At 54.9% G+C, this 24934-nt stretch carries 22 protein-coding genes and 3 pseudogenes; 16 read left to right on the top strand and 9 right to left on the bottom strand.

The window, feature by feature from the left end; translation table 11 throughout:
• From Q1K07_RS17050 to Q1K07_RS17080, 7 genes and pseudogenes are all read left to right on the top strand, one after another.
• A pseudogene (locus Q1K07_RS17050) lies at positions 1-449 on the top strand (hypothetical protein); the annotation flags it as partial.
• Between the two features lie 214 nt (positions 450-663).
• Positions 664-813, top strand: a complete 150-nt coding sequence (locus Q1K07_RS17055) for a hypothetical protein (protein WP_300313857.1) — start codon at positions 664-666, stop codon at positions 811-813.
• Positions 814-826: 13 nt separating this feature from the next.
• Positions 827-1020, top strand: a pseudogene (locus tag Q1K07_RS17060) (IS5/IS1182 family transposase); the annotation flags it as partial.
• A gap of 214 nt (positions 1021-1234) precedes the next feature.
• Entirely contained in the window at positions 1235-1537 is a 303-nt protein-coding gene (locus Q1K07_RS17065; protein ID WP_300313712.1) for a metalloregulator ArsR/SmtB family transcription factor, read from the top strand.
• A gap of 61 nt (positions 1538-1598) precedes the next feature.
• Complete coding sequence (locus tag Q1K07_RS17070) at positions 1599-2573, top strand: zinc-dependent alcohol dehydrogenase family protein (protein ID WP_300313715.1); 975 nt, start codon at positions 1599-1601, stop codon at positions 2571-2573.
• A gap of 43 nt (positions 2574-2616) precedes the next feature.
• A complete protein-coding gene (locus tag Q1K07_RS17075; protein ID WP_300313718.1) occupies positions 2617-2967 on the top strand; it encodes an antibiotic biosynthesis monooxygenase in 351 nt (116 codons plus the stop codon).
• Positions 2968-3084: 117 nt separating this feature from the next.
• Positions 3085-4092: a zinc-binding alcohol dehydrogenase family protein gene (locus tag Q1K07_RS17080; RefSeq protein ID WP_300313721.1), complete on the top strand. Its 1008-nt coding sequence runs from the start codon at positions 3085-3087 to the stop codon at positions 4090-4092.
• Between the two features lie 156 nt (positions 4093-4248).
• On the opposite strand, the pseudogene Q1K07_RS17085 reads toward Q1K07_RS17080, so the two are convergent.
• Positions 4249-4481 (bottom strand): annotated as a pseudogene (locus Q1K07_RS17085) (transposase); the annotation flags it as partial.
• A gap of 671 nt (positions 4482-5152) precedes the next feature.
• Between Q1K07_RS17085 and Q1K07_RS17090 the strand changes: the two are divergent.
• Positions 5153-6931 carry an AAA family ATPase gene (locus Q1K07_RS17090; RefSeq protein WP_300313724.1) on the top strand — a complete coding sequence of 593 codons (1779 nt, stop codon included), beginning with the start codon at positions 5153-5155 and terminating at the stop codon, positions 6929-6931.
• A gap of 533 nt (positions 6932-7464) precedes the next feature.
• On the opposite strand, the gene Q1K07_RS17095 is transcribed toward Q1K07_RS17090, so the two are convergent.
• From Q1K07_RS17095 to Q1K07_RS17110, 4 genes are all read right to left on the bottom strand, one after another.
• On the bottom strand, positions 7465-7767 hold the full coding sequence (locus Q1K07_RS17095; RefSeq protein ID WP_300313726.1) for a helix-turn-helix transcriptional regulator: 303 nt from the start codon (positions 7765-7767) through the stop codon (positions 7465-7467).
• Between the two features lie 10 nt (positions 7768-7777).
• Complete coding sequence (locus tag Q1K07_RS17100) at positions 7778-8119, bottom strand: type II toxin-antitoxin system RelE/ParE family toxin (protein ID WP_300313728.1); 342 nt, start codon at positions 8117-8119, stop codon at positions 7778-7780.
• Between the two features lie 659 nt (positions 8120-8778).
• Positions 8779-9396, bottom strand: a complete 618-nt coding sequence (locus Q1K07_RS17105; RefSeq protein WP_300313731.1) for a glutathione S-transferase — start codon at positions 9394-9396, stop codon at positions 8779-8781.
• A gap of 178 nt (positions 9397-9574) precedes the next feature.
• Positions 9575-11464 (bottom strand): FAD-dependent monooxygenase, encoded by a 1890-nt coding sequence (locus Q1K07_RS17110; RefSeq protein WP_300313734.1) that lies wholly within the window; start codon positions 11462-11464, stop codon positions 9575-9577.
• Between the two features lie 279 nt (positions 11465-11743).
• Here Q1K07_RS17110 and Q1K07_RS17115 point away from each other — a divergent pair, with 279 nt between their 5' ends.
• From Q1K07_RS17115 to Q1K07_RS17135, 5 genes are all read left to right on the top strand, one after another.
• Complete coding sequence (locus Q1K07_RS17115; RefSeq protein WP_300313737.1) at positions 11744-12268, top strand: MarR family transcriptional regulator; 525 nt, start codon at positions 11744-11746, stop codon at positions 12266-12268.
• Positions 12269-12664: 396 nt separating this feature from the next.
• The gene (locus tag Q1K07_RS17120; RefSeq protein ID WP_300313739.1) at positions 12665-13813 is read left to right on the top strand and encodes an iron-containing alcohol dehydrogenase; all 1149 of its coding nucleotides are present in this window, start codon (positions 12665-12667) and stop codon (positions 13811-13813) included.
• 210 nt (positions 13814-14023) lie between these two features.
• The gene (locus Q1K07_RS17125) at positions 14024-15475 is read left to right on the top strand and encodes a hypothetical protein (RefSeq protein WP_300313742.1); all 1452 of its coding nucleotides are present in this window, start codon (positions 14024-14026) and stop codon (positions 15473-15475) included.
• A 59-nt stretch (positions 15476-15534) separates the two neighbouring features.
• A complete protein-coding gene (locus tag Q1K07_RS17130) occupies positions 15535-17145 on the top strand; it encodes a sigma 54-interacting transcriptional regulator (protein ID WP_300313745.1) in 1611 nt (536 codons plus the stop codon).
• Positions 17146-17293: 148 nt separating this feature from the next.
• Positions 17294-17974 carry a phosphoadenosine phosphosulfate reductase family protein gene (locus Q1K07_RS17135; RefSeq protein WP_300313748.1) on the top strand — a complete coding sequence of 227 codons (681 nt, stop codon included), beginning with the start codon at positions 17294-17296 and terminating at the stop codon, positions 17972-17974.
• A 231-nt stretch (positions 17975-18205) separates the two neighbouring features.
• On the opposite strand, the gene Q1K07_RS17140 is transcribed toward Q1K07_RS17135, so the two are convergent.
• The 3 genes from Q1K07_RS17140 to Q1K07_RS17150 form a co-directional block, all read right to left on the bottom strand.
• The gene (locus Q1K07_RS17140; protein ID WP_300313751.1) at positions 18206-19138 is read right to left on the bottom strand and encodes a CysB family HTH-type transcriptional regulator; all 933 of its coding nucleotides are present in this window, start codon (positions 19136-19138) and stop codon (positions 18206-18208) included.
• 203 nt (positions 19139-19341) lie between these two features.
• Positions 19342-19656, bottom strand: coding sequence for a hypothetical protein (locus Q1K07_RS17145; protein ID WP_300313754.1), 315 nt, complete (start codon positions 19654-19656; stop codon positions 19342-19344).
• A complete protein-coding gene (locus Q1K07_RS17150; RefSeq protein ID WP_300313757.1) occupies positions 19581-20555 on the bottom strand; it encodes an MFS transporter in 975 nt (324 codons plus the stop codon). Before Q1K07_RS17150 ends, Q1K07_RS17145 begins: the two co-directional genes overlap by 76 nt.
• Positions 20556-20761: 206 nt before the next feature.
• Here Q1K07_RS17150 and Q1K07_RS17155 point away from each other — a divergent pair, with 206 nt between their 5' ends.
• Positions 20762-21757, top strand: coding sequence for a phytanoyl-CoA dioxygenase family protein (locus Q1K07_RS17155; RefSeq protein WP_300313760.1), 996 nt, complete (start codon positions 20762-20764; stop codon positions 21755-21757).
• Between the two features lie 175 nt (positions 21758-21932).
• On the opposite strand, the gene Q1K07_RS17160 is transcribed toward Q1K07_RS17155, so the two are convergent.
• Positions 21933-23573 carry a BCCT family transporter gene (locus Q1K07_RS17160; RefSeq protein ID WP_300313763.1) on the bottom strand — a complete coding sequence of 547 codons (1641 nt, stop codon included), beginning with the start codon at positions 23571-23573 and terminating at the stop codon, positions 21933-21935.
• A 331-nt stretch (positions 23574-23904) separates the two neighbouring features.
• Between Q1K07_RS17160 and Q1K07_RS17165 the strand changes: the two genes are divergently transcribed.
• Both Q1K07_RS17165 and Q1K07_RS17170 read left to right on the top strand, forming a co-directional pair.
• A complete protein-coding gene (locus Q1K07_RS17165; RefSeq protein ID WP_300313766.1) occupies positions 23905-24360 on the top strand; it encodes a GFA family protein in 456 nt (151 codons plus the stop codon).
• A 130-nt stretch (positions 24361-24490) separates the two neighbouring features.
• The gene (locus tag Q1K07_RS17170; RefSeq protein WP_300313769.1) at positions 24491-24916 is read left to right on the top strand and encodes an organic hydroperoxide resistance protein; all 426 of its coding nucleotides are present in this window, start codon (positions 24491-24493) and stop codon (positions 24914-24916) included.
• The last annotated feature ends 18 nt before the right edge of the window (positions 24917-24934 follow it).

Below are 24934 nucleotides of genomic sequence, written 5' to 3' on the forward strand. Positions count from 1 at the left end.
ATGAAGGGCTGCTGCTCACTCCGGATGAGTGGTACGAACCACCGATCCCTCTGGAGATCCTCGCCAAAAGTTATCGTGCAACGGCGCACCATGGGTCAGCTCTCCAGGTGAAGCGCAATATCCTCCTGCGCACCTTCAAACTTCATCCACTGCTGGGCCGCCAGGCATTCAGTGGTTTGGCGCTGGACTACTTGGTATTCGGTAACGGTTATCTTGAAGAGGTTCGCGGCAGGCTGGGCAAGTTGCTGCCTTTCCGTCACCTGCGTGCCAAGTATATGCGCCGTGGAGGACCGAATGCCGACCGGTGCTGGTGGGTGCCGAACTACATCGACCGCACCGAGCTGCCCAGAGGGAGGGTGGTTCACCTGCTCGAACCCGACATCGACCCGAGCAGCCGCCCAAGGGCAGCTTTTTCTGGCTCGAGCAGGAATATGTACCAGCTGGGATAATTCGAGGAATATTCCAGTGGCCAGGTAAGCGGAAGCATCACATGCTGTTGGTAGCCGGGGCGCTTGCACAAGCGGTCATTCCCAACGCTGCGATGGCGCATGTCGCTCTGACGCAAGGCGAGAGTGTCCTCATTCATGGTGCGTTTGGGGGGCTTGCCGCGGCATTCCCTGGTATCGCCAAGCAACTCGGTGCATCGCGTGTAGTCGGTACAGTGTGCACCAGCAAGCTGGATGTCGCGGCGAAAACGGCAAACTGTCCTATGTCCAGTTCATGGAAGACACCTTCGCCACCGTTCGCAGCTTCCGCGAAAGCGGTGAGTACCACATCAAGGCAAACCCGGATGGGTCGGAAATCGACATCTGAGGCTTGTTCAAGCATCCGTTCCTGCATCCCTCCGAGGAAGAAACGCAGGAAACCAGCCAGATACAGCAGGCGCCTTTATCGCAAGCGTATCGAGAACGCCGCGGCCACCTCAAGAACTGGCGCGGCGTCGCGACCCGCTATGAGCGATGCGATGATATCTTCCTCGACGCCATCATCCTCGCTGGGATCATCATTTTCTGGACCTAGGTGGTGAAGTGAGCCCCTGTTGAGCTGCACAGGCTAAAGCACGGCCATTACGCCCTAAACTCTGGGTCGATACCCACTCAGCGTCACAAAGCGGGGGGGGAGGAGGATAGATCTTGTGCCAGCCCAATGGATTAGGGATTATTAGGACGATCCGAGTGGCGTTTTATGCGAAAGGCTATTGACATATCGGAAAATCTCGATACCATGACGGGCTATGGAACTTATCGACATATTCAAAGCCCTCTCAAACCGTACGCGTCTTGAAATCGTGAAGGGTTTGAAGGATCCAGTAAAGAACTTCCCCCCTCAGGATGAAGGGGACGTACATACTGTGGGCGTTTGCGTCAGTAGCATTCAAGAAGGCGTCGGACTGTCGCAGTCAACGGTGTCTGATTACCTTGCAACTCTGCAGCGAGCGGGACTGGTTGAAGTCAGACGCATCGGGCAGTGGACCTACTACAAGCGCAATGAAGAAACGATAAGTGCTCTAGCCGAGATGATAGCTAAAGAGCTGTAATTTTTTACGCTAACATATCGATAAATACCGATATTCCTTTTTTCCGAAGTGAGGATCTACCATGAAAGCGCTGATACTGAAAACATTTGGCGGCCCGGAGTCGTTCGAGCTCAGCGAGGTACCCAAGCCAGTGCCGCACGCGGGACAAGTTCTGGTGCGGGTACACGCAACTTCCATCAATCCGTTGGATTACCAGGTAAGACGTGGCGATTATTCCGACCTGGTGCCGTTGCCGGCCATTACCGGGCATGACGTATCTGGTGTTGTCGAAGCCGTCGGGCCGGGTGTGACGGGCTTCGTGCCAGGCGATGAAGTCTGGTACACCCCGCAAATTTTTGACGGCCCTGGAAGTTATGCCGAGTACCACGTTGCAGCCGAGAGCATTATCGGGAAGAAGCCGCCCTCGCTGAGTCATCTCGAGGCGGCCAGCCTGACCCTGGTTGGCGGGACGGTGTGGGAAGCACTGGTCGTGCGTGCTGCGCTTAGAGTGGGGGAGAGCATCCTGGTGCACGGCGGTGCGGGAGGCGTCGGCCATGTGGCGATCCAAGTGGCAAAAGCCATGGGCGCCAGGGTGTTCACCACCGTGCGCGAAGCAAACTTTGAGTTCGCACGGAGTCTGGGTGCCGATGTAGTCATCGACTACGAGAAAGAAGATTACGTCGACGCCATCCTGCGGGAAACCGATGGACACGGTGTCGATGTAGTGTTCGACACCATCGGCGGCAACACATTGTCGCGCAGCCCCGACGCGCTCGCCCAACTTGGCCGTGTGGTCACGATTGTGGACATTGCACAGCCACAAAACATCATTGAGGCGTGGGGCAAGAACGCCAGTTATCACTTCGTTTTTACAAGACAGAACCGCGGCAAATTGGATGAGCTGAGCGCATTGATAGCACGCGGTCAGCTGCGGCCACATGTTGGTGCGGTCTACTCGCTTGCTGATATTGGTCTTGCCCACGCGCTGCTGGAGAGCTCCAACAACGGTATTCGAGGAAAAATCGCGATTGCCGTCGAGCCATCGCTCATCTCGTAGGTGCGAATGTTATACCGTTGAAATCAATCTGAGGGAATGTCCCATGGTTTATGAAATCGCTCTACTGCCCGTTCGCAAAGAGCACATTGAACAGTTCAGACGTGCATTCACCGAAGTTGCTCCTCTGCTCAGCCGCGCCAAGGGTTACGGTGGTCACATGCTCGCGCAAGGCATCGAAGCGCCCGAGTTATTCAACCTGATCGTGCGATGGCAATCCCTTGAGGATCACACGCCGGGCTTCGAGGCGAGTGAAGACCATCGGGTGTTCATGATGGGCTTGGAGGAATATTTTTCGGAAGAACCGAAGGTCTACCATATTGAGGGGGCAGCGTTTTCTGCTGGAGGGCCTGATGATCAGAACAGCATCTTTGACCCGGTCATGCCCGGGTCTTAGGAGGCTGTGGGCGTTAAGCAATTGGCCATTGGACATATCGCTGTTTTTGGCCATGCAAGTGCACGGCAACATAGCCGAATCCTTCCCCGATGATTGTCTTGATGCGAGGACCGCCACATGAAAGCTATTGCCTATACCCAGCACGGCTTACCCATCGACGACCCGCTCGCTCTGGTCGAACTCGACTTTCCCGAACCGATGCCTGGGCCACATGACATACTGGTCGAGGTGCGTGCCGTCTCGGTCAACCCGGTCGATACCAAGGTGCGCAGGGGAACCCAGGTAAGCGAGCCGCGCGTGCTTGGCTGGGATGCAGCGGGTATCGTCCGCGCCGTGGGCAGCGAGGTGAGCCTGTTCCAACCCGGTGACGATGTCTTCTATGCCGGCGATATCACTCGCCCGGGCAGCTACAGCCAGCTCCACCTGGTCGACGAACGCATCGTTGGACACAAACCTGTCTCGCTCGGCTTTGCGCAGGCCGCGGCCTTGCCGCTGACCTCGATCACCGCTTGGGAATTGTTGTTCGACCGCCTGGGCGTAGCCGAGGGTGGCGGTCAGGGCGAGACGCTGTTGATCGTCGGCGCGGCGGGTGGGGTCGGTTCGATGTTGACCCAGCTAGCCCGCAAGCTGACCGGGATGACGGTGATTGGCACCGCCTCGCGCCCGGAAACCCAGCACTGGGTCCGCGAGCTGGGCGCGCACCACGTCATCGACCATGGCCGGCCGCTCACCGAGGAACTGCAGCGCATCGGCGTGAATCAGGTCGAAATGGTTGCCAGCCTTACCCATACCGACAGGCACTATGCGTACTTGGTCGAAGCGCTGAAACCTCAAGGTCGCCTGGCACTCATCGACGACCCCGAGCGGCTCGACGCGCTGCCCTTGAAGCGCAAGAGCCTGTCGTTGCACTGGGAGCTGATGTTCACCCGCGCCATGTTCCAGACCACGGACATGATCCGCCAGCACAAACTGCTGGAGCGAGTTGCCGCCCTGATCGACGAAGGCGTACTGAGGACCACCATGGCCGAGCATTTCGGGTCCATCGACGTCGACAACATACGCCGTGCCCACGCTCTGATCGAGAGCGGCCGCTCACGTGGCAAGGTCGTGCTGGAAGGCTTTTAGGACAAGCCCCGAACACCACCGTCCCCCCGCCTCGCCGGGCGGTACCTGCCCGGCGCTGGCCGCTCTCCTGTCTCGAAGCATCTCTAGGAATCGAGCATCCCGCCACGGGGCAACGCCATGAAGAGTTGCCTCGCCGAGGGTGGACAGGGTTTCGAACACGAACTGCAAGTAGTCATAAGGCGAGCGGCCGTTGGCCTGGACTATCTCGATCAGTCTGTAGATTGCTGCGCTGGCGTGTGCGCAACTCGGCGTACGGCTGAACAGCCAGTTTTTGCGGCCGACCAGGAAAGGGCGGATGACGTTCTCTGCCTGGTTGTTGTTGAGAGCGGGATCAGCTCATCATCAAGAAAGCGTTTCAGGCGCCTCCACTGGCCATCCAGGTGGTGCAGCCTTGCCTACCTCCTGGAGCAAAGCCCGAAGATCAAAGTTCTGCAGGAGAACTGTGGAGTGCTGCCGTGATCTACGGTGCCCGTGATGCACGATGTGGAGAAGGCTGCCAGGGTCTTCGTGGCCAATGAGCTCGAACCGTTGCAGGCTGCTCTCCAGGAGGTGAATGAGCTCGTGGGCGAGGAAATCATCAGGTTTCAACCGTACACTCTAGGCGACCCAGAGCTCATGCCACTCGATCCAACCAGGTAACCTTGCCTCGACCAGACGAGCCGCCCTAGGGGCGGCTTCTTTGTACCTCCACCACCCTGGCTGCAGGCCGCTGAGCGCAATCGTCACCCCGCCCCGCCCGCGCTCTAAATAGGTCGGTTTTTATGCACTCATGCGATATGGGATGAAGCCGCACCGTTACTGGGGGGCGGGAAGGTTATAAGGGGTAATGGACTTATGCGTTTTCATGCGCATTTCTGCGCTTTTATGCATAGAAAACGTATCTCGGGCATGAGGTCGATGGTTGCTTAGGATTTTGTGCATTGAGCATCCCTTTGATAGCATCAAAGCTACTTAAAATGTCATGGCATGTGAAAGAGTTGAAAATGCCATATGGAAAATTTCATTCTTATATTAAACAAAATACTTAATACATTGTTGAGTAAGTACGCAGGAAAACTAAATGAAAATCATAAGCAAAATAGAAATAAATTATTTTAGGTCAACATATTCGGTAGATTTGAAGAAAATAAATGATTTGAACGTTTTAATAGGTGGCAATGATAGTGGGAAATCAAATGTATTAAAAGCTTTGAATTTGTTTTTTAACAACGAAACAGAGCTTGGTCAGGGTTTCTTTTTCATGGATGATTTGACCAGAAAGCGCTCTGAAGAAGCTCGCGCTACAAAAGGGCGCGCAACAATATGGATAAAAGTACATTTTACAAATTTCTTAAACTGGAGATCTTTGCCGAAAGAATTTTCTATTAAAAAAGTTTGGAATAGATATTCTGACCAGCCGGAAGTAACTTATCCAAAGGGGCTGACATCTACATCAGTGGCAAGATTTTTGAATAAAATCTCATTCCATTATATTCCTGCAGTAAGAGGTCGGGATATTTTCTCTCATTTTTTGTCCCTCCTTCATGATGCCCTTCTAGATGATGAAAAGGCAGGTTTATTGCGTTCAACAGAAGAGTTGATGAATACTCTTAATGAAAGTACATCTGAAATGAGTATCAAAATTCGAGATGGTGTTGGTGTCGAAAGTAATGTTCAACCTCCTACAAATCTCCGAGTATTATTTAATGCACTTGATTTTGCTACAGGGTATGATGATCATAGTATCCCTTTGCAGAAAAGAGGTGATGGTGTTCAAAGTCGCCATATCCCATTTATTTTGGACTTTATTGCAAGACATACACAAACGCATCATATATGGGCTTATGAAGAGCCAGAGACATCCCTTGAACTTGGTCCTGCATTTGAATTGGCCAAGCAATTTAAAGACGAGTTTTGTGAGGAGAATCAAATATTTATAACAACACATTCTCCTGCATTTTATGATCTTAAAGGTGATAATGTATCAAAGTGGCTGGTACACCAAAAGTCACTCGATTCTGGAAGAGAGACTAAAGTTGAGAAAATCACATCAGAAGAATTAATTGATGGGAAACTTGGTGTTGCTGCTTTAATTGCTGACAGAGCAAAACAAGCATATGAGAATATCGAGAGGTTAAAAGAATCTGTAAAGCGTCTTGATGCTGAGCTATCCGAACATAATACTCCTCATATTATAGTGGAAGGAATTACTGATAAAATCATAATGGAAGCTGCATATCGTAAGCTTTACCCAAATAGAGATCCTAATTTTCATATTGTTCACGCTGAAGGAGCGAATAATATTCCTCCATATATTAAATCAGCTAGAATCTTATCTAAAAAGCTATCGCATGCTGTAATTGGACTATTTGATAGAGACCAAGAAGGAAGAAAACAAATTCGGGAATTTTCCGATCATGTGACTATAGAGGATACCAGTTTTCTAGAAGTATGCTCTGAAAGACATTTATATGTAGGATTACTTCCTCTTCCGCAGAATTTGGTTGATGTGGAGAGAGTGATCAATGAGAGAATGGGTGGTGAAATAAGCCTACCAATTCCAATTGAGTTCATGTTTCCAGATCAAGTCATCAATGATGCATTAGATCAAAATATTCTGGTTCTAGAAGACCGGATATCTAAAGCTAATGATCCAGAGCTTCCCACACAGATTAATCTTACAGAATTATACTCAAACCATTTGCCAGGAGAATTTGTTTACTTGGCAAAAAAAGTAAGAAAGAATACTAAAAGGGAGTTTGCAAACTGGGTTATAGATCAGGATGATGAGTTTTTTAATAATTTTCATAATTTGTTTGAACAATTAGAAAGGGTAATTGAAAAAGATAGGGAGAATTAATATATATTTTTAAGTCTACAGTGTTGAGAGGGTCGCAGCCGGTGGGATCCCGGCTCTTTCTTTGGTTTAATTAGGAAGTAATCTTCCATGATGTATTTTGGTATTGACACTTGTTTATGCAATATGGGAGCAATGTTTACATCCAATCTATCATGGAGTATTGAACGTAGGTGAGATATTTAACCAGTTGATTTTTAAATTAACTTTACTTGTAATCAGTATCCGCAGCGTCGTGAAATCTTTGGAGTGTGGCAACGCTGTATTAGAGGCCATCCCAAGCCCGTACCTTTGTAGCTACGGGCTATGTCATTTCATCATCATGGAATAGCCAGAGTTTTCTGTTACTAAGCTCAGCTTCTGCCATGTGGAACCTAGAACCTTGAGCAACGAAAAACGGCCACCGCGATTGTTCGCTAGTTGGCCGTTTTTACTGGTTTTTTGGCGCGTCCTATAGGATTCGAACCTATGGCCCTTTCCTCCGGAAGGGGAGGGCTTATGCGCTTTTATCTACAGGTGGTCTACGCAGGGAGAAGTCACACGGGGAAGCCATGGTGGGTGCCGTCTGGTAGTTCGACATCCAGACGGACCTTCCCGCCAATGGCCTCAACGTAACGCTTGATAGAGCTCAAACGCAGATCCTGCCCGCCCCTCTCCATGCCAGCAATAGTTGGTTGTTTGACACCCAAAGCATCGGCCATCTGCGCCTGGGTCATCTCCACCAAGCGGCGAATTTCTGAGAGCCGAAGCTCCAGTAACATCGCATCAGCTTTCTCCTGGGCACGATTCACGATCTCAGGGTTTTCATTGGCGATGAGTTGGTCCAGTGTGCGAGCCATAGCTTTCACCTCACTTCAGTGAATCCAGGTGGGCAGTGTATTCCTGATCTGCCACAGGGATCATGTCATCATAGAAACGTTTGTTGCCGGTCTTATCGCCAGCGCAGAGCAGAATGCCTGTTCGCCGTGGATCGAATGCGAAGAAGACTCTCAAGGGCTTACCTTGGCTCTGAACCCTCAGCTCTTTCATGTTGCGATACTGCGAGCCCCTCAAGGTATCGGCATGTGGGCGCGGCAATGTTGGGCCTCTGTCCCGGAGCATAAAGATTGCCGCAAGCACGTTCTCCCGGTCAGTCTCGTCCAGAGAGAAGTACCACTCTTCAAAAGTCTCGGTCTGCTCTATCGACCACATCTGATCATCCTTTACCTTATAGGGTGAAGCCTATATAGGGAATGGCCTATTGTCAAACCTTATTATGCCACCATGAAGAGGCCGGCAGCCCTTCGGCTTGCCGGCCTCTCTGCAATACTGCAAGTACCAAGCACCTTGAACCGCCTATTATTTCGGGCTTTGTTGTCCCATCCATCATCGAATAGATGGGAGTACCACTACCGAGTAAGAATAAATGAGGAGAGGGCGGTTTTAACCTCCCGAAAGCTGCGTAGCTACGCGCCATAACTGATTGATTTTAGTGAGAGATGCATGTGATTTTATGTAGCTGAAATTTCTATAACCATGTGATTTTATGGAATAACATACTTTACTTGTAATCAGTAGGTCCCGGGTTCGGCTCCTGGTGTCGGCACCATATTGAAGACACACTAGAATCAAGCACTTGCTAAGCATGAAAAACCGCCTTCGAGGGCGGTTTTTTGTGTGTGCGTAGATTTCCTACGTAGATCATCGCGCTATTCTTCGCTGACCCTCACGATGGGCTGGCTCCGGTCATCGTCGCGGGTAGTTCACCTGCTCGAACCCGACACCGACCCGACTAGCCGCCCAAAGGCAGCTTTTTCTGGCTCGAGCAGGAATATGTACCACTTGGGATAATTCGAGGAATATTCCGGTGGTCAGGTAAGCGGAAGCATCACATGCTGTTGGTAGCCAGGACGCTTGCACAAGCGTTCATACCAAGCTGACAGATGCGGTAGCTCTGGACGTTCAATATCCATGCCGAACCAAGCATAGACGTAGCATCCCAGAGGAATATCAGCCAAGCCAAAAGACTCACCTGACAGCCAAGCGTGTTCGGCAAGCACACCATCGACCAAGGTCAAGTGACGGGAGAGATCTTTCTGGCCTTGCTCCATGGCTGCCTCGTCACGGTTGCTATCGGTAGCCCGCACCTTGTTCCAGTACAGGTCACGGAAGGGGGCGGTCAGCGTTGACAGTACCCAATCCATCCACATGTCGCAGCGGGCTCGGCTGGCGGGGCTCTCACTGGAAAGACGTCCCTCGCCATACTCTGCGACGAGATAGCGAACGATAGTATTGGATTCCCAAAGGATCAGCTCGCCATCCTCCAAACAGGGAATCAGCCCATTGGGGTTCTTCTCCCGGAAGTCGGGGCTATCCAGGCCGCCGAAGGGCCCGCCCATGTCTATGCGCTCAAGTGGCAGGCCAAGTTCGGCCGCACACCACATGACCTTTTTGACATTGGTCGAATTGCTGCGTCCCAGCAGTCGCATTGATGGTGTTCCTTTCATTGAGCGCCCAGAATAGTTGTCGTGCTAACGAAACCATAATGCATCTAGTATGAGCCTGAAGCAAAGCACTCAACCAATGCTGCGTGCCGCGATCGACAAGAGGGGCCAGCACTCGGTGGTGCTGGCCCCTCATACCTCTGGCGAAATGAGAGCTAGCCCATCAGCTTGGCTCCAGCATGAAACTGGAAAAGAACTCGGTGAGTTCATCGAAACCATCGAGCGGAAGTACAAGGGAAACGTATTGGTCCGGTCGGACCACCACCAGCGCGCCGGCGCCACGGTCGATGCCTCTCAGATCGAAGATGTCCTGATCGGTACCCAGTACCGGAGCATGGGCCTTCTGGTAGTCCCGAAGTCCAAGTAGGCCCTTGCACGGCTTGACGACGTCGTGCATGTCAGCCCAGTCGACCTCAAGATGGGACTGCTGGATGATGGCGTGGACGTCGAAGATTGCGTCCGGATCGGCCCCATTGGGGGTGAAGCGACGGATCGGCGATGCCTCACTGGCGAGAAAATCCATCAGCTTGTTCAGTCGAGAGCCCTGGTTTCGCGGGTCGACCATATCCGCGAAGGCGTAGAGCCGCCAGCGGCCGTCGGCGCGATGGACGTGTCCAAGGTGGACCTGCTTGGCATCGCCGAGTCGGATCACCTCGGCTGAGTGGAACCGTCGCCCAGGCGGAAAGCCAGTGGCCAGATTCAGGTAAGTGTCATCACCGGTGAGCAGGTCCGGCGCGTAGTGGGTGGCGCAGCCCGCGGTGAACTCACTGTTGATGACGAACTGCCGTTGCACCTCTGCCAGGCCTTTCATCGCCGCTTGCGGGTCGTCGGAATCCTGAGCGGCGCCGATTGCTCGAGACCATCGGGTATCCATCTCGATCAAGTTTTCTGCAATGACGTGGCGCTCGGTGTTGTAAGTGTGCAGCAGGCTGGCCGGGCTACGGCCTTCCAGCACGGAGATCAGCTTCCAACCCAAGTTGAAGGTGTCCTGCATCGACACATTCATTCCCTGACCAGCCTTGGCGGTATGTGTATGGCAGGCATCGCCGGCAATGAAAACGCGAGGCGTGCGGCTCTCCATCTGATCGTCTTCGACATCATCGAATTTGTCGGTGACCCGGTGACCAACACGGTAGACGGAAAACCAGGCGGTCTCCTTCACCTCGAACGTGTAAGGCGCCAGTACCGCCTGGGCTTTTTCCAGCACCTGTTCCTTGGTCAGCCAGGCGTCCGGGGCGATGTTGCCCATATCGACATACAGCCGGACCATGTAGCTGCCCTCACGGGGGATCAGCAGAATGTTGCCCGCGTCGGCGGACTGGATCGTGCATTTGAAGCGGATGTCCGGGAAGTCGGTCACTGCCAGAACATCCATGACACCCCACGCCTTGTCTCCGCCGTGGCCCTGTGGCACCCGTCCGATGGACTGGCGCACAATGCTATGCGCGCCATCACATCCGACCACGTACTTGGCGCGGACGGTCTTCTTGCCGTCCGGTGTATTGAGGGTCACGTTGACCCGCTCGTCGGCAGCCTCGGGCACATCAACCTTGAGCGCCTCGTGGCTATAGTCGACCTGCAGGCGGCTGGAGGAGTTGAGCATGTACTCGAGCAGGAAATCGAGCAACCGAGCTTGGTTGACGATCACGTGCGGGAACTCGGACAGCCCATCGCGCACATCCTGCACCCGTCCGAGCCGGGCAATCCGAGCCTTGTCGTCGGGGGCCGGCCCCCAGAAGTGGGTCTCGTTGATCCAGTAGGCCTCGGCGGTCATCCTCTCGGCCAGGCCGAAGGCTTCGAACATCTCGACCGTGCGGCAGGCGATACCATCGGCACGTCCCACTTCGAGTGGCCCATCGGCCTTCTCCACGACGCGAGTGACTATCTCCGGGAAGGTCGACAACTGGGCTGCTAACAGCAGACCGGCCGGGCCGGTACCGACGATCAGGACATCCACCTCGTCTGGCAGCGGCCCCTGTTCGGTGCTGCGGCCCTTGGCCAGGGGTTGAATCCGCGGGTCTCCACTGCGGTAACCGTCGAGGAAGTACTGCATCTGCTAGCCCATCCCGTGCTCTACGGGTAGTCGTTGTCGAGAGGAAACCAAGGGTTCCGCTTGGCGGTTATTTGTCACTATTGTGATAATCAGTATTGTGATCGATATATCAACGAGCAATTAGACTTTTATCCAAGAAGCCTTTGTGCTGGCGGCCTGCCTGGTGATTATGGCGATCATTTTCAACCCATGGCCGGTCAGCGTCTTCCGCTAGCCCGTACCATGCCCGGGATCGCCAGCGGATGCCCGGACCCGTACACTCTGCGAAGTGAGTTCACCATGCCGGGTCGACTGCCTGCCCGGCCTGCTACCCTCCTTGGAGATGACGAGACGATGACCGGAATTCCGCTTACCCAGGCCAGTGTGTTGCCCGGCAACCTGCTGCGGCGCTGCCACCAGATCAGCGTCGCGATTTTCCTGCGCAAGTGCGAGGCCTACAACTTGACTCAGCTGCAGTACATTCTCCTCTGCGCGCTTGAGGAACATGGGCCGATCGATCAGATCACTCTGGGCGGCCATACGGCGTTGGACCGCAATACCGTGGCCGTGGTGGTGCGCAAGCTGGAGGAGCGTGGCCTGGTGACCCGACGCCGTAATCCCGAGGATCGCCGTTCCATGCTGGTCACCCTGACCGAGGAAGGTGAGTGCCTTCGTCATGACGCCGAGCCGCAGGTGGCGGAGGTACAGGACGAGATTCTCGCGCCCTTGAGCGAGAGCGAGCGGGAGGTACTCTGCCGACTGCTGGCGCGAATCGCCGACGAGAACAATCATCTGAGCCGCGTGCCAGTTCGCCAGGCAGGATGACCCCTGGGAGAATCCATCAGGTGGGTCCGAGGAGGCGACAGCTGGGTTATAGCGCGCGGTACGGCAGACCGATGGTGCGATTAACCTACCACCGGGCCTCGTTGTACAGCGTAGAGGGCTCATCATTCTGTTTCAGGATGGGGGCCCAACTTGTCGGGGGGCGGTCGGCCAGAAGTCGATGATCTTCCTGATTTGATGAAATTCATCATCAAATAGCCGTCATGTCGATGAAAAATGTCATCAAAAAAGAGCTTCTGTTGAACTGCTGACCAAAAAACACCTGAAAAACAAATAATTACGAAAATAAAAAACTGGCACGACCCTTGCTATCAGTTAATCCGGAACGAGGCCCATGAATGGCGCCTCCTCTCATGATAACAAGCACAGGTCCTGCCCATGACAGTCAGCAATTTCAAGAGCGCTCATCGCCTGATCACTGGTTACCGGGCTTCGAAAGAGCTTTGGCCTCAGGTTCAACGCCTTGGTATGCAAAGGCCACTGGTCATCACTGACCGTGGCGTACTGCAATCGGGCACTCTAAAGCTCATCACCGATCAACTCGATGCTGCCGACTACGCCATTTATGACGGTGTGACACCGGAACCCGAAGTCGCCATCGTCGAGGCGTGCACAGACACTTTCCGTAGCGGGGAACACGATGGGCTAATCGCCGTAGGTGGCGGTAGTGCCATGGACATCGCCAAATGTGTGGCCGTCTATGCGCAACACGATGGCCCCCTGCACGAACTGTTCGGTGAAGGTCGGGTGCGCCAGCGCAACATTCCCCTGATCGCCATCCCTACTACTGCGGGAACCGGTTCGGAAGTCACCAACATCAGCATCCTGTCTGATGCCGAACAGCAGATGAAGAAAGGCATTGTCAGCGATCATCTGCTGCCGGATGTTGCCATTGTGGCGCCGGAAATGTCGCAGAGCTGCCCTCGCTCGGTGACTGCGGCCAGCGGCGTCGATGCTCTCGTTCATGCCATCGAAGCTTATCTGTCGAACTTTGCCACCCCGATCACTGACGCCCTGGCCCTCAAGGCAATGGAACTGATCGTTCGGGCACTACCCAAGGCTTTTGCCAATCCCGACAACATCCAGGCTCGCGAGGACATGGCGACCGGCAGCCTGATGGCTGGCCTCGCTTTCGGCAATGCCGGTGTCGGAGCCGTCCATGCTCTGGCCTATCCACTGGGCGGCCGTTATCACCTGGCTCATGGGGTTTCCAACGCTTTGCTGCTCCCCCATGTCATGGAATGGAACAAGCTCGCCTGCGTCGAGCGCTTCCGCGATATCGCGGTGGCCTTCGGTGAGCCGATCGACAATCTCACTGACGACGAGGCCGCCGAACGAGTCATCCGACGCCTGCACCGTTTATGCGCCGATGTCGAGATTCCTGTAAACCTCCGCTCCTTCGACATCCCGGAATCGGCACTGCCCGAACTGGCGGCCGAGGCCATCAAGGTTGATCGGCTCCTGCGCAACAACCCGCGGAAGTTGGTGCTGGCTGATATTGAAGCTATCTACCGAGCCGCTTACTAAGGCTTTGTACGAAAAGTGCCTGCGCTTGCTCATGCTGTGTTGGAACTGATCTCAAAATGCTCATTTACACCCTGTAAACTCCGCTTTTTCGATCAATTCCTCCTTGCCTGATCATCGCTCGCCGACTTTTCACACAAAGCCTAGGTCACCCAGCGCACCACAAGAAGCCCCAAAACAATACAACAACATCAAATAGCCTGGAGACACGCCATGAGCACCTGGAAACACCGCATCGACGGGGAGGAGTCCCCCTATATTCCCCTGGGGCCTTTCAAGCTGCGCCTGCCTTTCCTGCATTATCGCTTCGAGCTGCCCGACTACCTGCAGGGTTTGCTCATGTGTGCGGTGGATCTCGCCGCGATTCCCCTGATGATGCAGCTACTGGGCATGCCCTTCGAAGCCGCCCTGGCCATCGTCATGCTCAACGGCCTGCTATACCTGCTGCACCACCTGCTCGGAGACCCCGTGATCCCCGGCTGGATCACCCCGGCCATTCCTCTGCTCATGGCCTATGTCGGCACTTTCCCGGAAGGCGTGGACAGAGTACATGCACTGATAACGTTCCAGATGATGCTCGGGATCCTGGCGATTGTCCTCGGCCAGACCGGCATGGCCAGCAAGGTGGTCCGTTTGATTCCCTCCGCCATCAAGGCCGGAGTGATCATGGGAGCGGGCCTTGCTGCCATTGTCGTGGTATTTGATGAAGGCGGTCGTTTTGACCAGTACCCCCTCACCATTACCATTGCCATCGGCCTGGCCTTCTATCTTCTCTTCTCACACCACTTCAGCCAGTTGAAAACGCGGGGGGGATTCTGGGGCGCCATTGGCAAGCTCGGCATCTTCCCGATTATCGTGCTCGCCATCATCATCGCACCATTGTTCGGTGAGGCTCCCTGGCCGAATGTAGAGTGGGGATTCAGTCAACCTGATTTTGCCCTGATGTTTCGCGAATACACCGTCTTCGGTGTTGGCTTGCCTCCGCTGATGATGTTCATCACTGCGATACCCACCGTGCTGGCTGCCTACATCGTGTTATTCGGTGATGTATTGCAGAGCAAGGCGCTACTGGACGAGGCAGATGAAAAGCGTCGTGACGAAAAGATCGACTACAGCCCTAACCGGGCGCACATGATCTTCGGTGCTCGCAACTTCAGCATGAGCATTCTCGGCCCCGATGTCGTGATGTGCGGCCCGCTATGGTCAGCCATGCAGGTAGTGACGGTAGAGCGCTACAAGCAGGGCAGGGCGGCCATGAACTCGATCTTCGGTGGTTCAGGATCCTTCCGTTGGGGCACCAATACCGGGCTGCTGTTGCTGCCGATCGTCAGTCTGGTGCAGCCAATTCTGGGTATCGCTCTGGCATTGACCCTGCTGATCCAAGGCTATGTCAGTGTGCGTATCGGAATCCTGGAAGCACGCAGCCAACGCGACCTGGGCATCGCGGGAATCATCGCTGCTGTTCTTGTGATCAAGGGAGCCACCTGGGCTTTCGCTGTCGGAGTACTGCTCTGTGTCCTGATCTATGGCAAGCGCTTCTTTTCTGGTGAGAACGACGGCACTTTCGCCAAGGATCTGGAGCCTCATTCATTGCCAGCGACTGACAGCGGCCCCGTCCCGGTCAAGAAAGAACGGGATTCAAGTCCACGAGTTGGCATAAATTGACTGACCTGACCACCGCCTGTCGGCAACCTCGGCAGGCCTTCTGGAAAGAGGTCCAGTCAATGCAGCGGATCGAAGAAAACCTGACAATAGAAGAGGCCTACCCTCTGTTCCGGGAGCAGGGGGCCGACGCAGTAGAGGTATTCGATGATGCAGGCCAAACCATCGGGGTGCTGACCCAGACGGATATCGAGATGGCCATGCGTGAGGCTGACCTTGGTCGCCTTGTCAGGGAGTGCATACGCTACCGGGTGACAGGCACTCCTCCCACTTCAAGCCAGGCCAATATCTCGCAGAATGGTTTCAACACGGAACCACTGCGTTCAGTGCTGAATGCGCTCCACGATGGTGTCTATATTACCGATGCGCAAGGCGTCACCGTAACCATCAATAAGGCCTATGAACGCATCACCGGGATCCGTCGGGAAGATGTGGTGGGCTTCCATATGGCTGATCTCGTCAAGGCAGGTTACATCTCGAAGTCCGTCTCGCTCGAAGTCATTCGCGAACGCCGCCCACTCACCCTGGTGCAGACCATTCGCGACAGTCGCAAGATCGTGGTCAGCGGCATGCCAATGTTCGACCACGATGGCGAATTGCAGTATGTGGTCACAAATGTCCGTGATGTGACCGAACTCCTGCGTGCCAAGCACGCTCAGGACCAGCTGGAACAACTTCAGCGCATACGCAAGACATACGGGGTAGTGACGGGCGATGAAGGGGCACAGTGCCTGATTACCAGTCACCAGACGATAGCCTGCTACGACTTGGCGCAACGCATTGCCCCAACACAGGTAAAGGTGCTGATTCAGGGAGAAACCGGGACCGGAAAAACCCAACTGGCCCGCTATATCCACCGCCACAGCCAACGTGTCGATGGTCCCTTTCTGGAACTCAACTGCACTGCCTTTCCAGAGAGTCTGCTGGAGGCGGAGCTGTTTGGGTATGCCCCCGGTGCCTTTACCGGAGCTTCCTCACGAGGCAAGCAGGGTCTGCTGGAAGTTGCACATGGCGGAACCCTTTTCCTCGACGAAATTGGTGATCTCCCTGTATCCCTGCAGGTCAAGCTGCTCAAGGTCGTCGAGGAAGGGCGATTTCTTCCCGTTGGCGGCACCGAGTTTCGCCATACCGATGTCCGCTTGATCACTGCGACTCACCAGGATCTTCAGCAGCGTGTGGCCGAAGGCGGTTTCCGCGAGGATCTTTACTATCGTATCGGAGTCGTGCCGCTGACACTGCCGCCACTGCGTGAACGCCGCGAGGAGATCATTCCGCTACTCCATCATTATCTCGACTATTTCAACCAGCAATATTCTCGCCATATCCAGTGGCACCCTGAGGCTCTGGAGCTACTGGCGGCCCTTGATTGGCCTGGTAACATTCGGGAATTGATCAACCTGACCGAACGACTCGTGGTCACCACCACCGAGGACGTGATCTCTCCGGGCAACCTTCCTGTAGACAGCCGATCTGCACCGGTGTCAGAAGTGCCTCCCCCGGGCAGGACACTACGAGAGCAGGTCACTGCCCTTGAGAAGCAACTGATAGGATCCGCTCTTGCTGCCCATGGCAATACTCGTGCAGCCGCTGCAGCGTTAGGCATCGACCAATCCACATTGGTCAAGAAGGTTCAGCGATGGCGAGCGACTTCACCTCCGGCAACACCCGAATGAAGTGCCCCTTGGTTACCGCATGCTCAAGCTCGTTTCATTTAGCAGGGTGTATAGCTAAATCTTTTGTTATCAGTTTTTGTTATTTCTTTTTGATCTAGAGAAACGGTAGCATGCTCTCTATTCATTTGTCAGAGAAGCTATAGGGACCATGGGACCGAACGCCAATACTCAGAGTATCGTCGCTCCAGAACGCACCTTCCATCATGGCGCTGACCTCGAGGCGCTCAACGACCGTTTCAAGGGTGCACTGCCGAGCGAGATCATGCGCTATACGCTCGAGAGAGCAGAGAACCCAGTCGTCTTCACCAACTTCCGTCCACTGGCGGTGGCCTTTCTGCATCTCGTTACCCGTATCAAGCCGGACATTCCGGTGGTCTGGGTGGACCACGGTTACAACACGCCAGAAACCTACCGCCATATTGATCGAGTGATCAAAGAGCTTGATCTCAACCTGGTGACTTACGCACCGAAAATGTCGGCTGCGCACTACGACGCTGTCTACAACGGTATTCCTGCGTTTGACACACCAGAGCACGACTTCTTTTCGCGCACGGTGAAACTGGAGCCGTTCAATCGCGCCATGCAGGAACTGAAGCCCGATGTCTGGTTGAATGGTATTCGCCACGACCAGAACACGCATCGCGGAAACCTGGATGTATTCACCCAGGGCAGTCATGGCACTGTGCGGGTGGCGCCAATGTTCCACCTGAGGAAAGTCGATGTCGAGAAATATGTCCATGAGAATGGCCTGCCGGACAACGACATCTACTTCGACCCAACCAAGGGCGAAGAGCATCGGGAATGCGGGATATTCCTGCACAAGAAATAGTTCTCTCGTGTCCTGAATGGGAGAAGCCTGACCTCTTCCGCGTTGCACTTTGTCGATAAGCCATGTGCTGCGCCGAAGCTGCGGCAACCCGGGTCAGGCTGAATGGGTGCGGTGAAGAGAGTGGAAACGGCATGAGATGAACTTCCAGTATGTCGTGGATGTGTTCATGCCAATGCCGTCTCCCTAACGACTTGAGCGCCTGGAAAACAAGTTGCTCGCCCTTGTCGTGAATTAACTTGGATTGCCTGCCAGCACCCGTTGGACGGTGGCTGTGTCCAAGTCACTGTGGCAGAGCTCCAGGAAGTGGTAGGCAAAACTGTGCAGAAAACGTCCCCTACGCAGTGCCAGATAAGTGATATTGCGGGGTAGTAGATCGCTGGCATCAAGCAACTTGAGCCCTCGGTCGCGCTCTTCATGATAGGCCATCGAAGCGACCACGCCGACACCAAGCCCCAGTTCTACATAGGATTTGATGACATCAGCATCCAGTGCCGTCAGCACGATATCCGGCATTAACTCTACTGAGGCGAAGGCCTGATCGATACGGGAGCGTCCTTTGACGCCTTCGTGGTAGGTGACGATGGGGTGTGCAGCGATACGGGCCAGGGTCAGTGGCTTTCCATCGTCCAGGGGGTGGCCTTCGGGCACGACGACGCCGTGATACCAGTGGTAGAAAGGAAAACAGGCAAATAGCTGTTCCTCCTTGTGAAGTGCCTCGGTGCCGATACCGATGTCCACCTTGCCGGCTTTCAGTAACGACACGATCTCATCGGGCCCGCACTGGTGAAGTTCCAGATGAACCTTGGGAAAGGCCTGTTTGAAGCGGGCAATGATTGGCGGCAACGCATAGCGGGCTGGGGTATGGGTGGTGGCAATGGCCAGGATACCCTGATCTTCATGGGTCAACTGATGGGCCGAGCGCTTGAGATTCTCTGCGTCCAGCAAGATGCGCTCGATGATCTCCAGTAACCTGGTGCCGGCTTGCGTCAGTCCCAGAATACGCTTTCCTCTACGTTCGAAGAGCTCGACACCAAGCTCCTCTTCCAGGTCACGAATATGCTTGCTGGCCCCCGACTGGGAGGTGAAGAGCGCGTTGGACGCATCGGTGAGGTTGAAATTGTGGCGTACGGTTTCTCTCACAATGCGCAGCTGTTGAAAGTTCATATAGAACAAATCTGTCAGAAGTGTCTTTGGAATATAAATGACTTTTTTTATTCTTAGAAGACATTTGCGGAGACGTTTACGGAGTAAAGTGGATATCAGCTCTCAATCGGGGATAGCGTACCTCGATCAGTCTCTATTGCACTCGTTCCATTCCATTTTGAGTCATCGACCGGCTACGGAAAGGCCATCTATATAGCGGTGACTCAGTCGCGAATCGCTCGCTCGTAGTGGCGTGGATCGAAACGCATACCGATGAACACCATCAGCAGGCTGGTGACGGCCAGTCCGGCCCAAGCCCAGGCGAAGCTGCCGAACTGGTCGCGTACGGCACCGGCCAGCCAGGGTGACAGGGCGCCGATGCTGTAGCCGGCACCTTGGGCAATGGCCGTAATGGAACCGGCACGATGAGGGTCGGCGTGGTGGTCCAGGCTGATGATAAGACTCAGCGGGAACAGACCGCCGAGGCCGATGCCCAGCAGAGTAGCGATGGCCAGGGGGCAACTGTCGGGGCTTGCCACAACCACAGGAAGCCGGCCAGGGCACAGCCCAGCGGGAGCATCAGTACTGGGCGTCGGTCCAAGCGGCGCTGGGCCAGAGAGGGCAGGATCAGGCCCGCGACGACCTCGATGGCGGTGAGATAGCCGAGCAACAGGCCGGCGGCGGACTCCGCCCAGCCGAGCGCAATGTAGTAGGGTGGCAACCAGGCCAGTACACAGGCATAGCCCGCGGCACTGAGCCCGAAGAATACCGCCAGGGTCCAGACACGTGGCTGGCGATATAATGAAGTCCTAAGATCTGGCCCTTTGGTCTTGCTGTCGATGGCAGGCAGGAGCTGTCCACGGTTGTTCCAGACCAGCAGGGCAGCCAGTGCCACCAGCGCCCATGACGACAGAGCGGCCTGCCAGCTTCCGGTCAGTTCAGCCATCGTCGGGGCTGAAGTGGCGGCGAGTGCCGCACCCCCCATGATGGAAGCAATGTACCAGCCCATGACCAGCGGTGTGCGTTGCTCTGCCTGATGTTTGATCAGTGTTGGCAGCAGGGCCTGGATACAGGCAATGCCAATGCCGGCGACCAGGGCTGTGATCAACAGTATTGCGCTGCCATGCCCGACCAGGCGCAGGCCGTCGGCCAAGGCGATGAGCAGCAGGGAACCCCCGATCAGACGATTCTGTCCCAGATGACGGGCCAGTGTCATGGCAAGGAAGCAGCCCGCTCCCATCGCCAGCACAGGAAGAGTGGTGAGTAGAGCGAGTTGAGAATAACTGATGGGAATATCGGCCTGGATGCGCTCGACCAGCGGGCCGATGGCTGCCATCGAAGGTCGAAGATTCAGCCCTATCAACATGGCCAGCAGGATGACGCGGCGCAGGGGGAATCCTTGCTGCCGCGAAGAGGAGGATGTCAGGGTGGTATGCACGGGTTCCTTCCTTGAAAGCATTTGATGATCTGGCCCTTATGTTGGACCATGGGTCGAGGCAGCCTAATTCCTCAACTCAGGTTGAGGTCAAGGAAGGGAAATGGGCATGCGAGACATGCAGGCAGGAGCCTCGCCCTGATCAATTGGACTTCCCCAGCTGGTGGCTGCCCACTGAAACTAATCACGGATACACAGGAGGTGATTGGATGTCAGTGACATCTTCCAACCATTCGTTGACTGGAACTTCCTCTGCAGTGGTCGCTGATGTAGAAGAGCCTCAGTGTTCTGCACATCATTGGCCCAACACCAAGAGCGATCCCTATCCCACTCGGTTGCATCGGCCTCTGGACATGCCTTGGCTGCATCGTCATGAGAAGGTCGTGAAGGGAAGCGCTGAAGATGGTCCTCTGACCCAGGCACAGCTTGATACTTTCGCCAGCAAAGGCTTTCTGTTTGAACCGGGCTTCATTGTCGGGGAGGAGCTTGATGAGCTGTGTAATGAGCTGGCAGCTTTGCTGCAGAGCGATGAATATCGAGGACGTGATTTCAGTATTACCGAGCCTGACAGTGACGAGATTCGTTCGCTTTTTGCCGTCCACCTGCTGTCACAGCGCTTCCAGCAGTTGGCTCATGATTCACGCCTGCTGGGGCGAGTTGAACAGATCCTCGGAGGCAAGGCCTATGTGCACCAGTCGCGCATCAACTATAAGCCAGCATTCGAGGGCAAGGGGTTCTATTGGCACTCTGATTTCGAGACTTGGCATGCTGAGGACGGCATGCCGGCCATGCATGCGGTGAGTGCCTCCATCGTGCTCACGAACAACCATGCCTTCAATGGCCCACTGATGCTGATACCAGGTTCACACCGGGTCTTCATTCCCTGTCTGGGAAAAACTCCGGAAGAGAACCACAAGCGCTCTCTCAAGGTTCAGGAGATTGGCGTTCCCAGCCGAGATGTGATCTCTCGACTGGTGGCACGTCATGGAATAGAAGCCCCTACAGGGGCAGCAGGAGGATTGCTGCTGTTCGACTGCAACACGTTGCACGGATCGAATGCCAACATGTCGCCTGATCCACGCAGCAATGTATTTTTCGTTTATAACCGCTGGGACAATCGTTGTTTAGCCCCCTATGCAGCGACTCGCCCACGGCCAGGTTTCCTGGCTCACTCCCCAGGTGAGAGCGGTCCTTGGCATTGGTGACATGATGATCAATAACGAAATGCTTGCCAGGTACAAAAAAAACCGCCTTCCGGGCGGTTTTTATACCAAGAACCTTGCATCAAACAAGCACGAAAGCCGCTGGTGAACGTGCCATATCAAGCCCTGCGTGCTGCCAGGGCTTGATCCTTCTGCGTGGCACATAGATGGCGTGTTTTCAGGCACGTATACGCCGCAGTTCGCCATTCAGCGCCTTGATGATGGAGTAACACATCAACAGCATCACGATGGAGAAAGGAATCGCGGTTGCCGTTACGCCTGCCTGAAGTGCCGACAGGCCTCCGCCGAGAAGCAGCACGATGGCGATCAATCCTTCCACTGTCGCCCAGAACATTCGCTGAGGTCTGGGGGCATCGATCTTGCCGCCTGCAGTGATGGTATCGATGACCAGGGAGCCGGAGTCCGAAGAGGTAACAAAGAAGATCAGCGCCAGGATGATGCCAAGAGTGGACATCAGGCCTGTCATCGGCAGCCTGTCCAGCATTCCGAAAAGCGCCAATTCGGGGCTGTAGTTATCGATAACGTATTCCTTTACCAGGCTGCCGGCGGGGTCTGCATAGAGTTGATCCAGCGCGATGCCACCGAAGACGCCCATCCATACAAAAATGAACAGGCTGGGAACCAGCAATACACAGATCACGAACTCGCGAATGGTGCGGCCGCGTGACACCCTGGCAATGAACATGCCGACAAACGGTGCCCAACTGACCCACCAGGCCCAATAGAAGATGGTCCACGCCTGGCGATAGCTTGCGTCATCGCGGCCGAAGGGGGCAGATAGCGGGATGAAGTCCTTCACGTAGGTTTCCAGGCCTGTCCAGAACCCACTCAATCCCACCAGGGTCGGGCCGGCGAAAAGAACGAAGAAGAAGAACAGCACAGCGAGGACCATGTTGATCTCGGAGAGCTTTTTCACACCGCCTTCAAGTCCCCGCCAGACTGACACCAGGGCCACTGCCGTCACCAGCATAATCACGATGACCTGGGTGGTGGTGGTGACGTCCAGACCAAAGATGAAGTTCATTCCCGCATTGGCCTGCTTGGCGCCGAGACCGAGTGCCGTGGCTAGTCCGAACAGGGTGGAAAACACAGCGAGGATGTCGATCACATGTCCCCACCAGCCCCAGACACGCTCTCCGAGAATCGGGAAGAAGGCTGAGCGGATGGAGAAGGGAAGTCCCTTGTTATAGGAGAAAATGGCCAGAGCCAATGCCATGACCACATAGACGGCCCAACCATGTATGCCCCAATGGAGAAACGTGCCGGCAAGACCCAGGGCGCTGGCCTCGGGAATGGCCTCCGGGTTCAAGCTTCCATCTGCTCCAAAGGGAGACGTAACGCCCAGCGGCAGGGACACGTTGGCGTGATATACCGGTTCCAGTACGCTGAAGAACAGTAGCCCGATACCGATGCCGGCAGTGAATAGCATGGCGAACCAGGACAGGTAGCTGTGTTCTGGTCGAGCGTCAGGTCCTCCCAACCTGATCGATCCATAGGGAAGGACGACAAGCGCAACACAGAACAGGATGAAGAAGTCCACGAGCCCCATGAAGTACCAGTCCAGCGTTCCTGTCGCGAAGCTGACAATGGACTGGAAGATGCTGCCTGCCTGTTCCGGGAACAGCAGGGTTAGCACGATGAAAACGAGTGAAGCAAGTGCTGATATAACGAAGACGCGATTGTGGATATCGAAACCGACGGGGCCTAGTTGCCCCACGATGTTGTCCTGGCCGACAGTGTAATCCGTATGCATGTCACTGGTGATGGGAGGCGACTTGGGGTCGCTAGAGGTAGCCATGGGATGCTTCCTGTTTTTATAAAAAACTGAATTTGCAGAGCTTCTCTATGGAAAGTCTAAAGGCTTGATGCCGGCCAAGTACAATCTGCCACTTTTACCCAGCATAAACATCTGCATATTCCATGGATGATTTATTTCATCTGCACTTCAGGCGCTGTACGCTCGGCTCCTTTAATGCACAAGCCAGATCATGCACTACCATGGTGGAGACACTGTGTATGGCGGGCAGGGTGGCCTGCCTTGAGCTGTCGGAGGCTCTGGCAATGCATTGGGGCTTCAAAGATGACACAGTGCCCAATGTCACACGGACCATGCAAACAGGAGCTTTACCATGATCGACTGGACCTCTCGAACGGGCGGCTGCCGCTGTGGACGGCTGCGCTTTCGCATCACAACCCCTCCGATCATGACGATGGCTTGTCATTGCAAAGGATGTCAGCGCATGACGGCCAGTGCCTTTTCGCTCAGCCTTACCGTCGCGAACGACGGCTTCAGCATTGAGCAAGGCCAGCCTGTGCGTGGAGGGGCTCAGGAGGTGGAAGGGCTCGAACATTCCTTCTGCGATGACTGTAAAAGCTGGGTCTTCACACGCTTCCCCGAGGTGATGGGGGACTTCGTCAACGTCCGCAGCACCATGTTGGATGAGACGGCCGGTATCGAGCCCTTCATCGAAACCTGCACCGCCGAAGCACTCCCCTGGGCCAAGGTGCCAGCCACTCACAGTTTCGAAGGCTTCCCGCCGGCCGATGCCTTTGTGTCACTAATGAGAGAATATGCAGCACGCTGATACATGTGCTGCTTTTACTTTTCTGCTCGATAAGTGATGCATCGTGCGCTTCTCGGCATACACTTACTCTTGCCCTGCGCAGTCCTGCCTAGCGGTGCTGCGAAAACGCATCAAGTCCAAGGAGAGCATCATGTCGATTGAACAAGTGCTGTATAGAGCCGAGGCCACTGCCGTTGGAGGCCGTGAGGGAAATGCCGAATCCTCTGATGGTGTCTTGAAGGTTCAGCTATCCACACCGAAGGAGTTGGGTGGTGCGGGAGGACCGGGTACCAATCCCGAGCAACTGTTTGCCGCTGGCTATTCCGCTTGTTTCCTCGGCGCGCTGAAATTTGTCGCGGCCAACGAAAAGGTAACGTTGCCAAACGATACCAGCATTACAGGCAAGGTCGGGATCGGTGCCATTCCCACTGGTTTCGGCATCGAGGTCGATCTACACATCAGCCTGCCAGGGCTGCCTCCTGAGCAGGCACAGGCGTTGATCGACAAGGCTCATATCGTCTGCCCGTATTCCAATGCCACGCGCAACAACATCGACGTGCGTCTGCATCTCGCCTGAATGTCTGCCCTGTTGCAC

The organism is Halomonas sp. (assembly GCF_029263665.1).
Taxonomy (GTDB): domain Bacteria; phylum Pseudomonadota; class Gammaproteobacteria; order Pseudomonadales; family Halomonadaceae; genus Halomonas.

What these genes read in the sequence shown, in the direction of transcription:
- Q1K07_RS17065 (WP_300313712.1), top strand. Translation starts at nt 1,235, where the DNA reads ATGGAACTTATCGACATATTCAAAGCCCTCTCAAACCGTACGCGTCTT.
- Q1K07_RS17070 (WP_300313715.1), top strand. Translation starts at nt 1,599, where the DNA reads ATGAAAGCGCTGATACTGAAAACATTTGGCGGCCCGGAGTCGTTCGAG.
- Q1K07_RS17075 (WP_300313718.1), top strand. Translation starts at nt 2,617, where the DNA reads ATGGTTTATGAAATCGCTCTACTGCCCGTTCGCAAAGAGCACATTGAA.
- Q1K07_RS17080 (WP_300313721.1), top strand. Translation starts at nt 3,085, where the DNA reads ATGAAAGCTATTGCCTATACCCAGCACGGCTTACCCATCGACGACCCG.
- Q1K07_RS17090 (WP_300313724.1), top strand. Translation starts at nt 5,153, where the DNA reads ATGAAAATCATAAGCAAAATAGAAATAAATTATTTTAGGTCAACATAT.
- Q1K07_RS17095 (WP_300313726.1), bottom strand. Translation starts at nt 7,767, where the DNA reads ATGGCTCGCACACTGGACCAACTCATCGCCAATGAAAACCCTGAGATC.
- Q1K07_RS17100 (WP_300313728.1), bottom strand. Translation starts at nt 8,119, where the DNA reads ATGTGGTCGATAGAGCAGACCGAGACTTTTGAAGAGTGGTACTTCTCT.
- Q1K07_RS17105 (WP_300313731.1), bottom strand. Translation starts at nt 9,396, where the DNA reads ATGCGACTGCTGGGACGCAGCAATTCGACCAATGTCAAAAAGGTCATG.
- Q1K07_RS17110 (WP_300313734.1), bottom strand. Translation starts at nt 11,464, where the DNA reads ATGCAGTACTTCCTCGACGGTTACCGCAGTGGAGACCCGCGGATTCAA.
- Q1K07_RS17115 (WP_300313737.1), top strand. Translation starts at nt 11,744, where the DNA reads ATGCCGGGTCGACTGCCTGCCCGGCCTGCTACCCTCCTTGGAGATGAC.
- Q1K07_RS17120 (WP_300313739.1), top strand. Translation starts at nt 12,665, where the DNA reads ATGACAGTCAGCAATTTCAAGAGCGCTCATCGCCTGATCACTGGTTAC.
- Q1K07_RS17125 (WP_300313742.1), top strand. Translation starts at nt 14,024, where the DNA reads ATGAGCACCTGGAAACACCGCATCGACGGGGAGGAGTCCCCCTATATT.
- Q1K07_RS17130 (WP_300313745.1), top strand. Translation starts at nt 15,535, where the DNA reads ATGCAGCGGATCGAAGAAAACCTGACAATAGAAGAGGCCTACCCTCTG.
- Q1K07_RS17135 (WP_300313748.1), top strand. Translation starts at nt 17,294, where the DNA reads ATGGGACCGAACGCCAATACTCAGAGTATCGTCGCTCCAGAACGCACC.
- Q1K07_RS17140 (WP_300313751.1), bottom strand. Translation starts at nt 19,138, where the DNA reads ATGAACTTTCAACAGCTGCGCATTGTGAGAGAAACCGTACGCCACAAT.
- Q1K07_RS17155 (WP_300313760.1), top strand. Translation starts at nt 20,762, where the DNA reads ATGTCAGTGACATCTTCCAACCATTCGTTGACTGGAACTTCCTCTGCA.
- Q1K07_RS17160 (WP_300313763.1), bottom strand. Translation starts at nt 23,573, where the DNA reads ATGGCTACCTCTAGCGACCCCAAGTCGCCTCCCATCACCAGTGACATG.
- Q1K07_RS17165 (WP_300313766.1), top strand. Translation starts at nt 23,905, where the DNA reads ATGATCGACTGGACCTCTCGAACGGGCGGCTGCCGCTGTGGACGGCTG.
- Q1K07_RS17170 (WP_300313769.1), top strand. Translation starts at nt 24,491, where the DNA reads ATGTCGATTGAACAAGTGCTGTATAGAGCCGAGGCCACTGCCGTTGGA.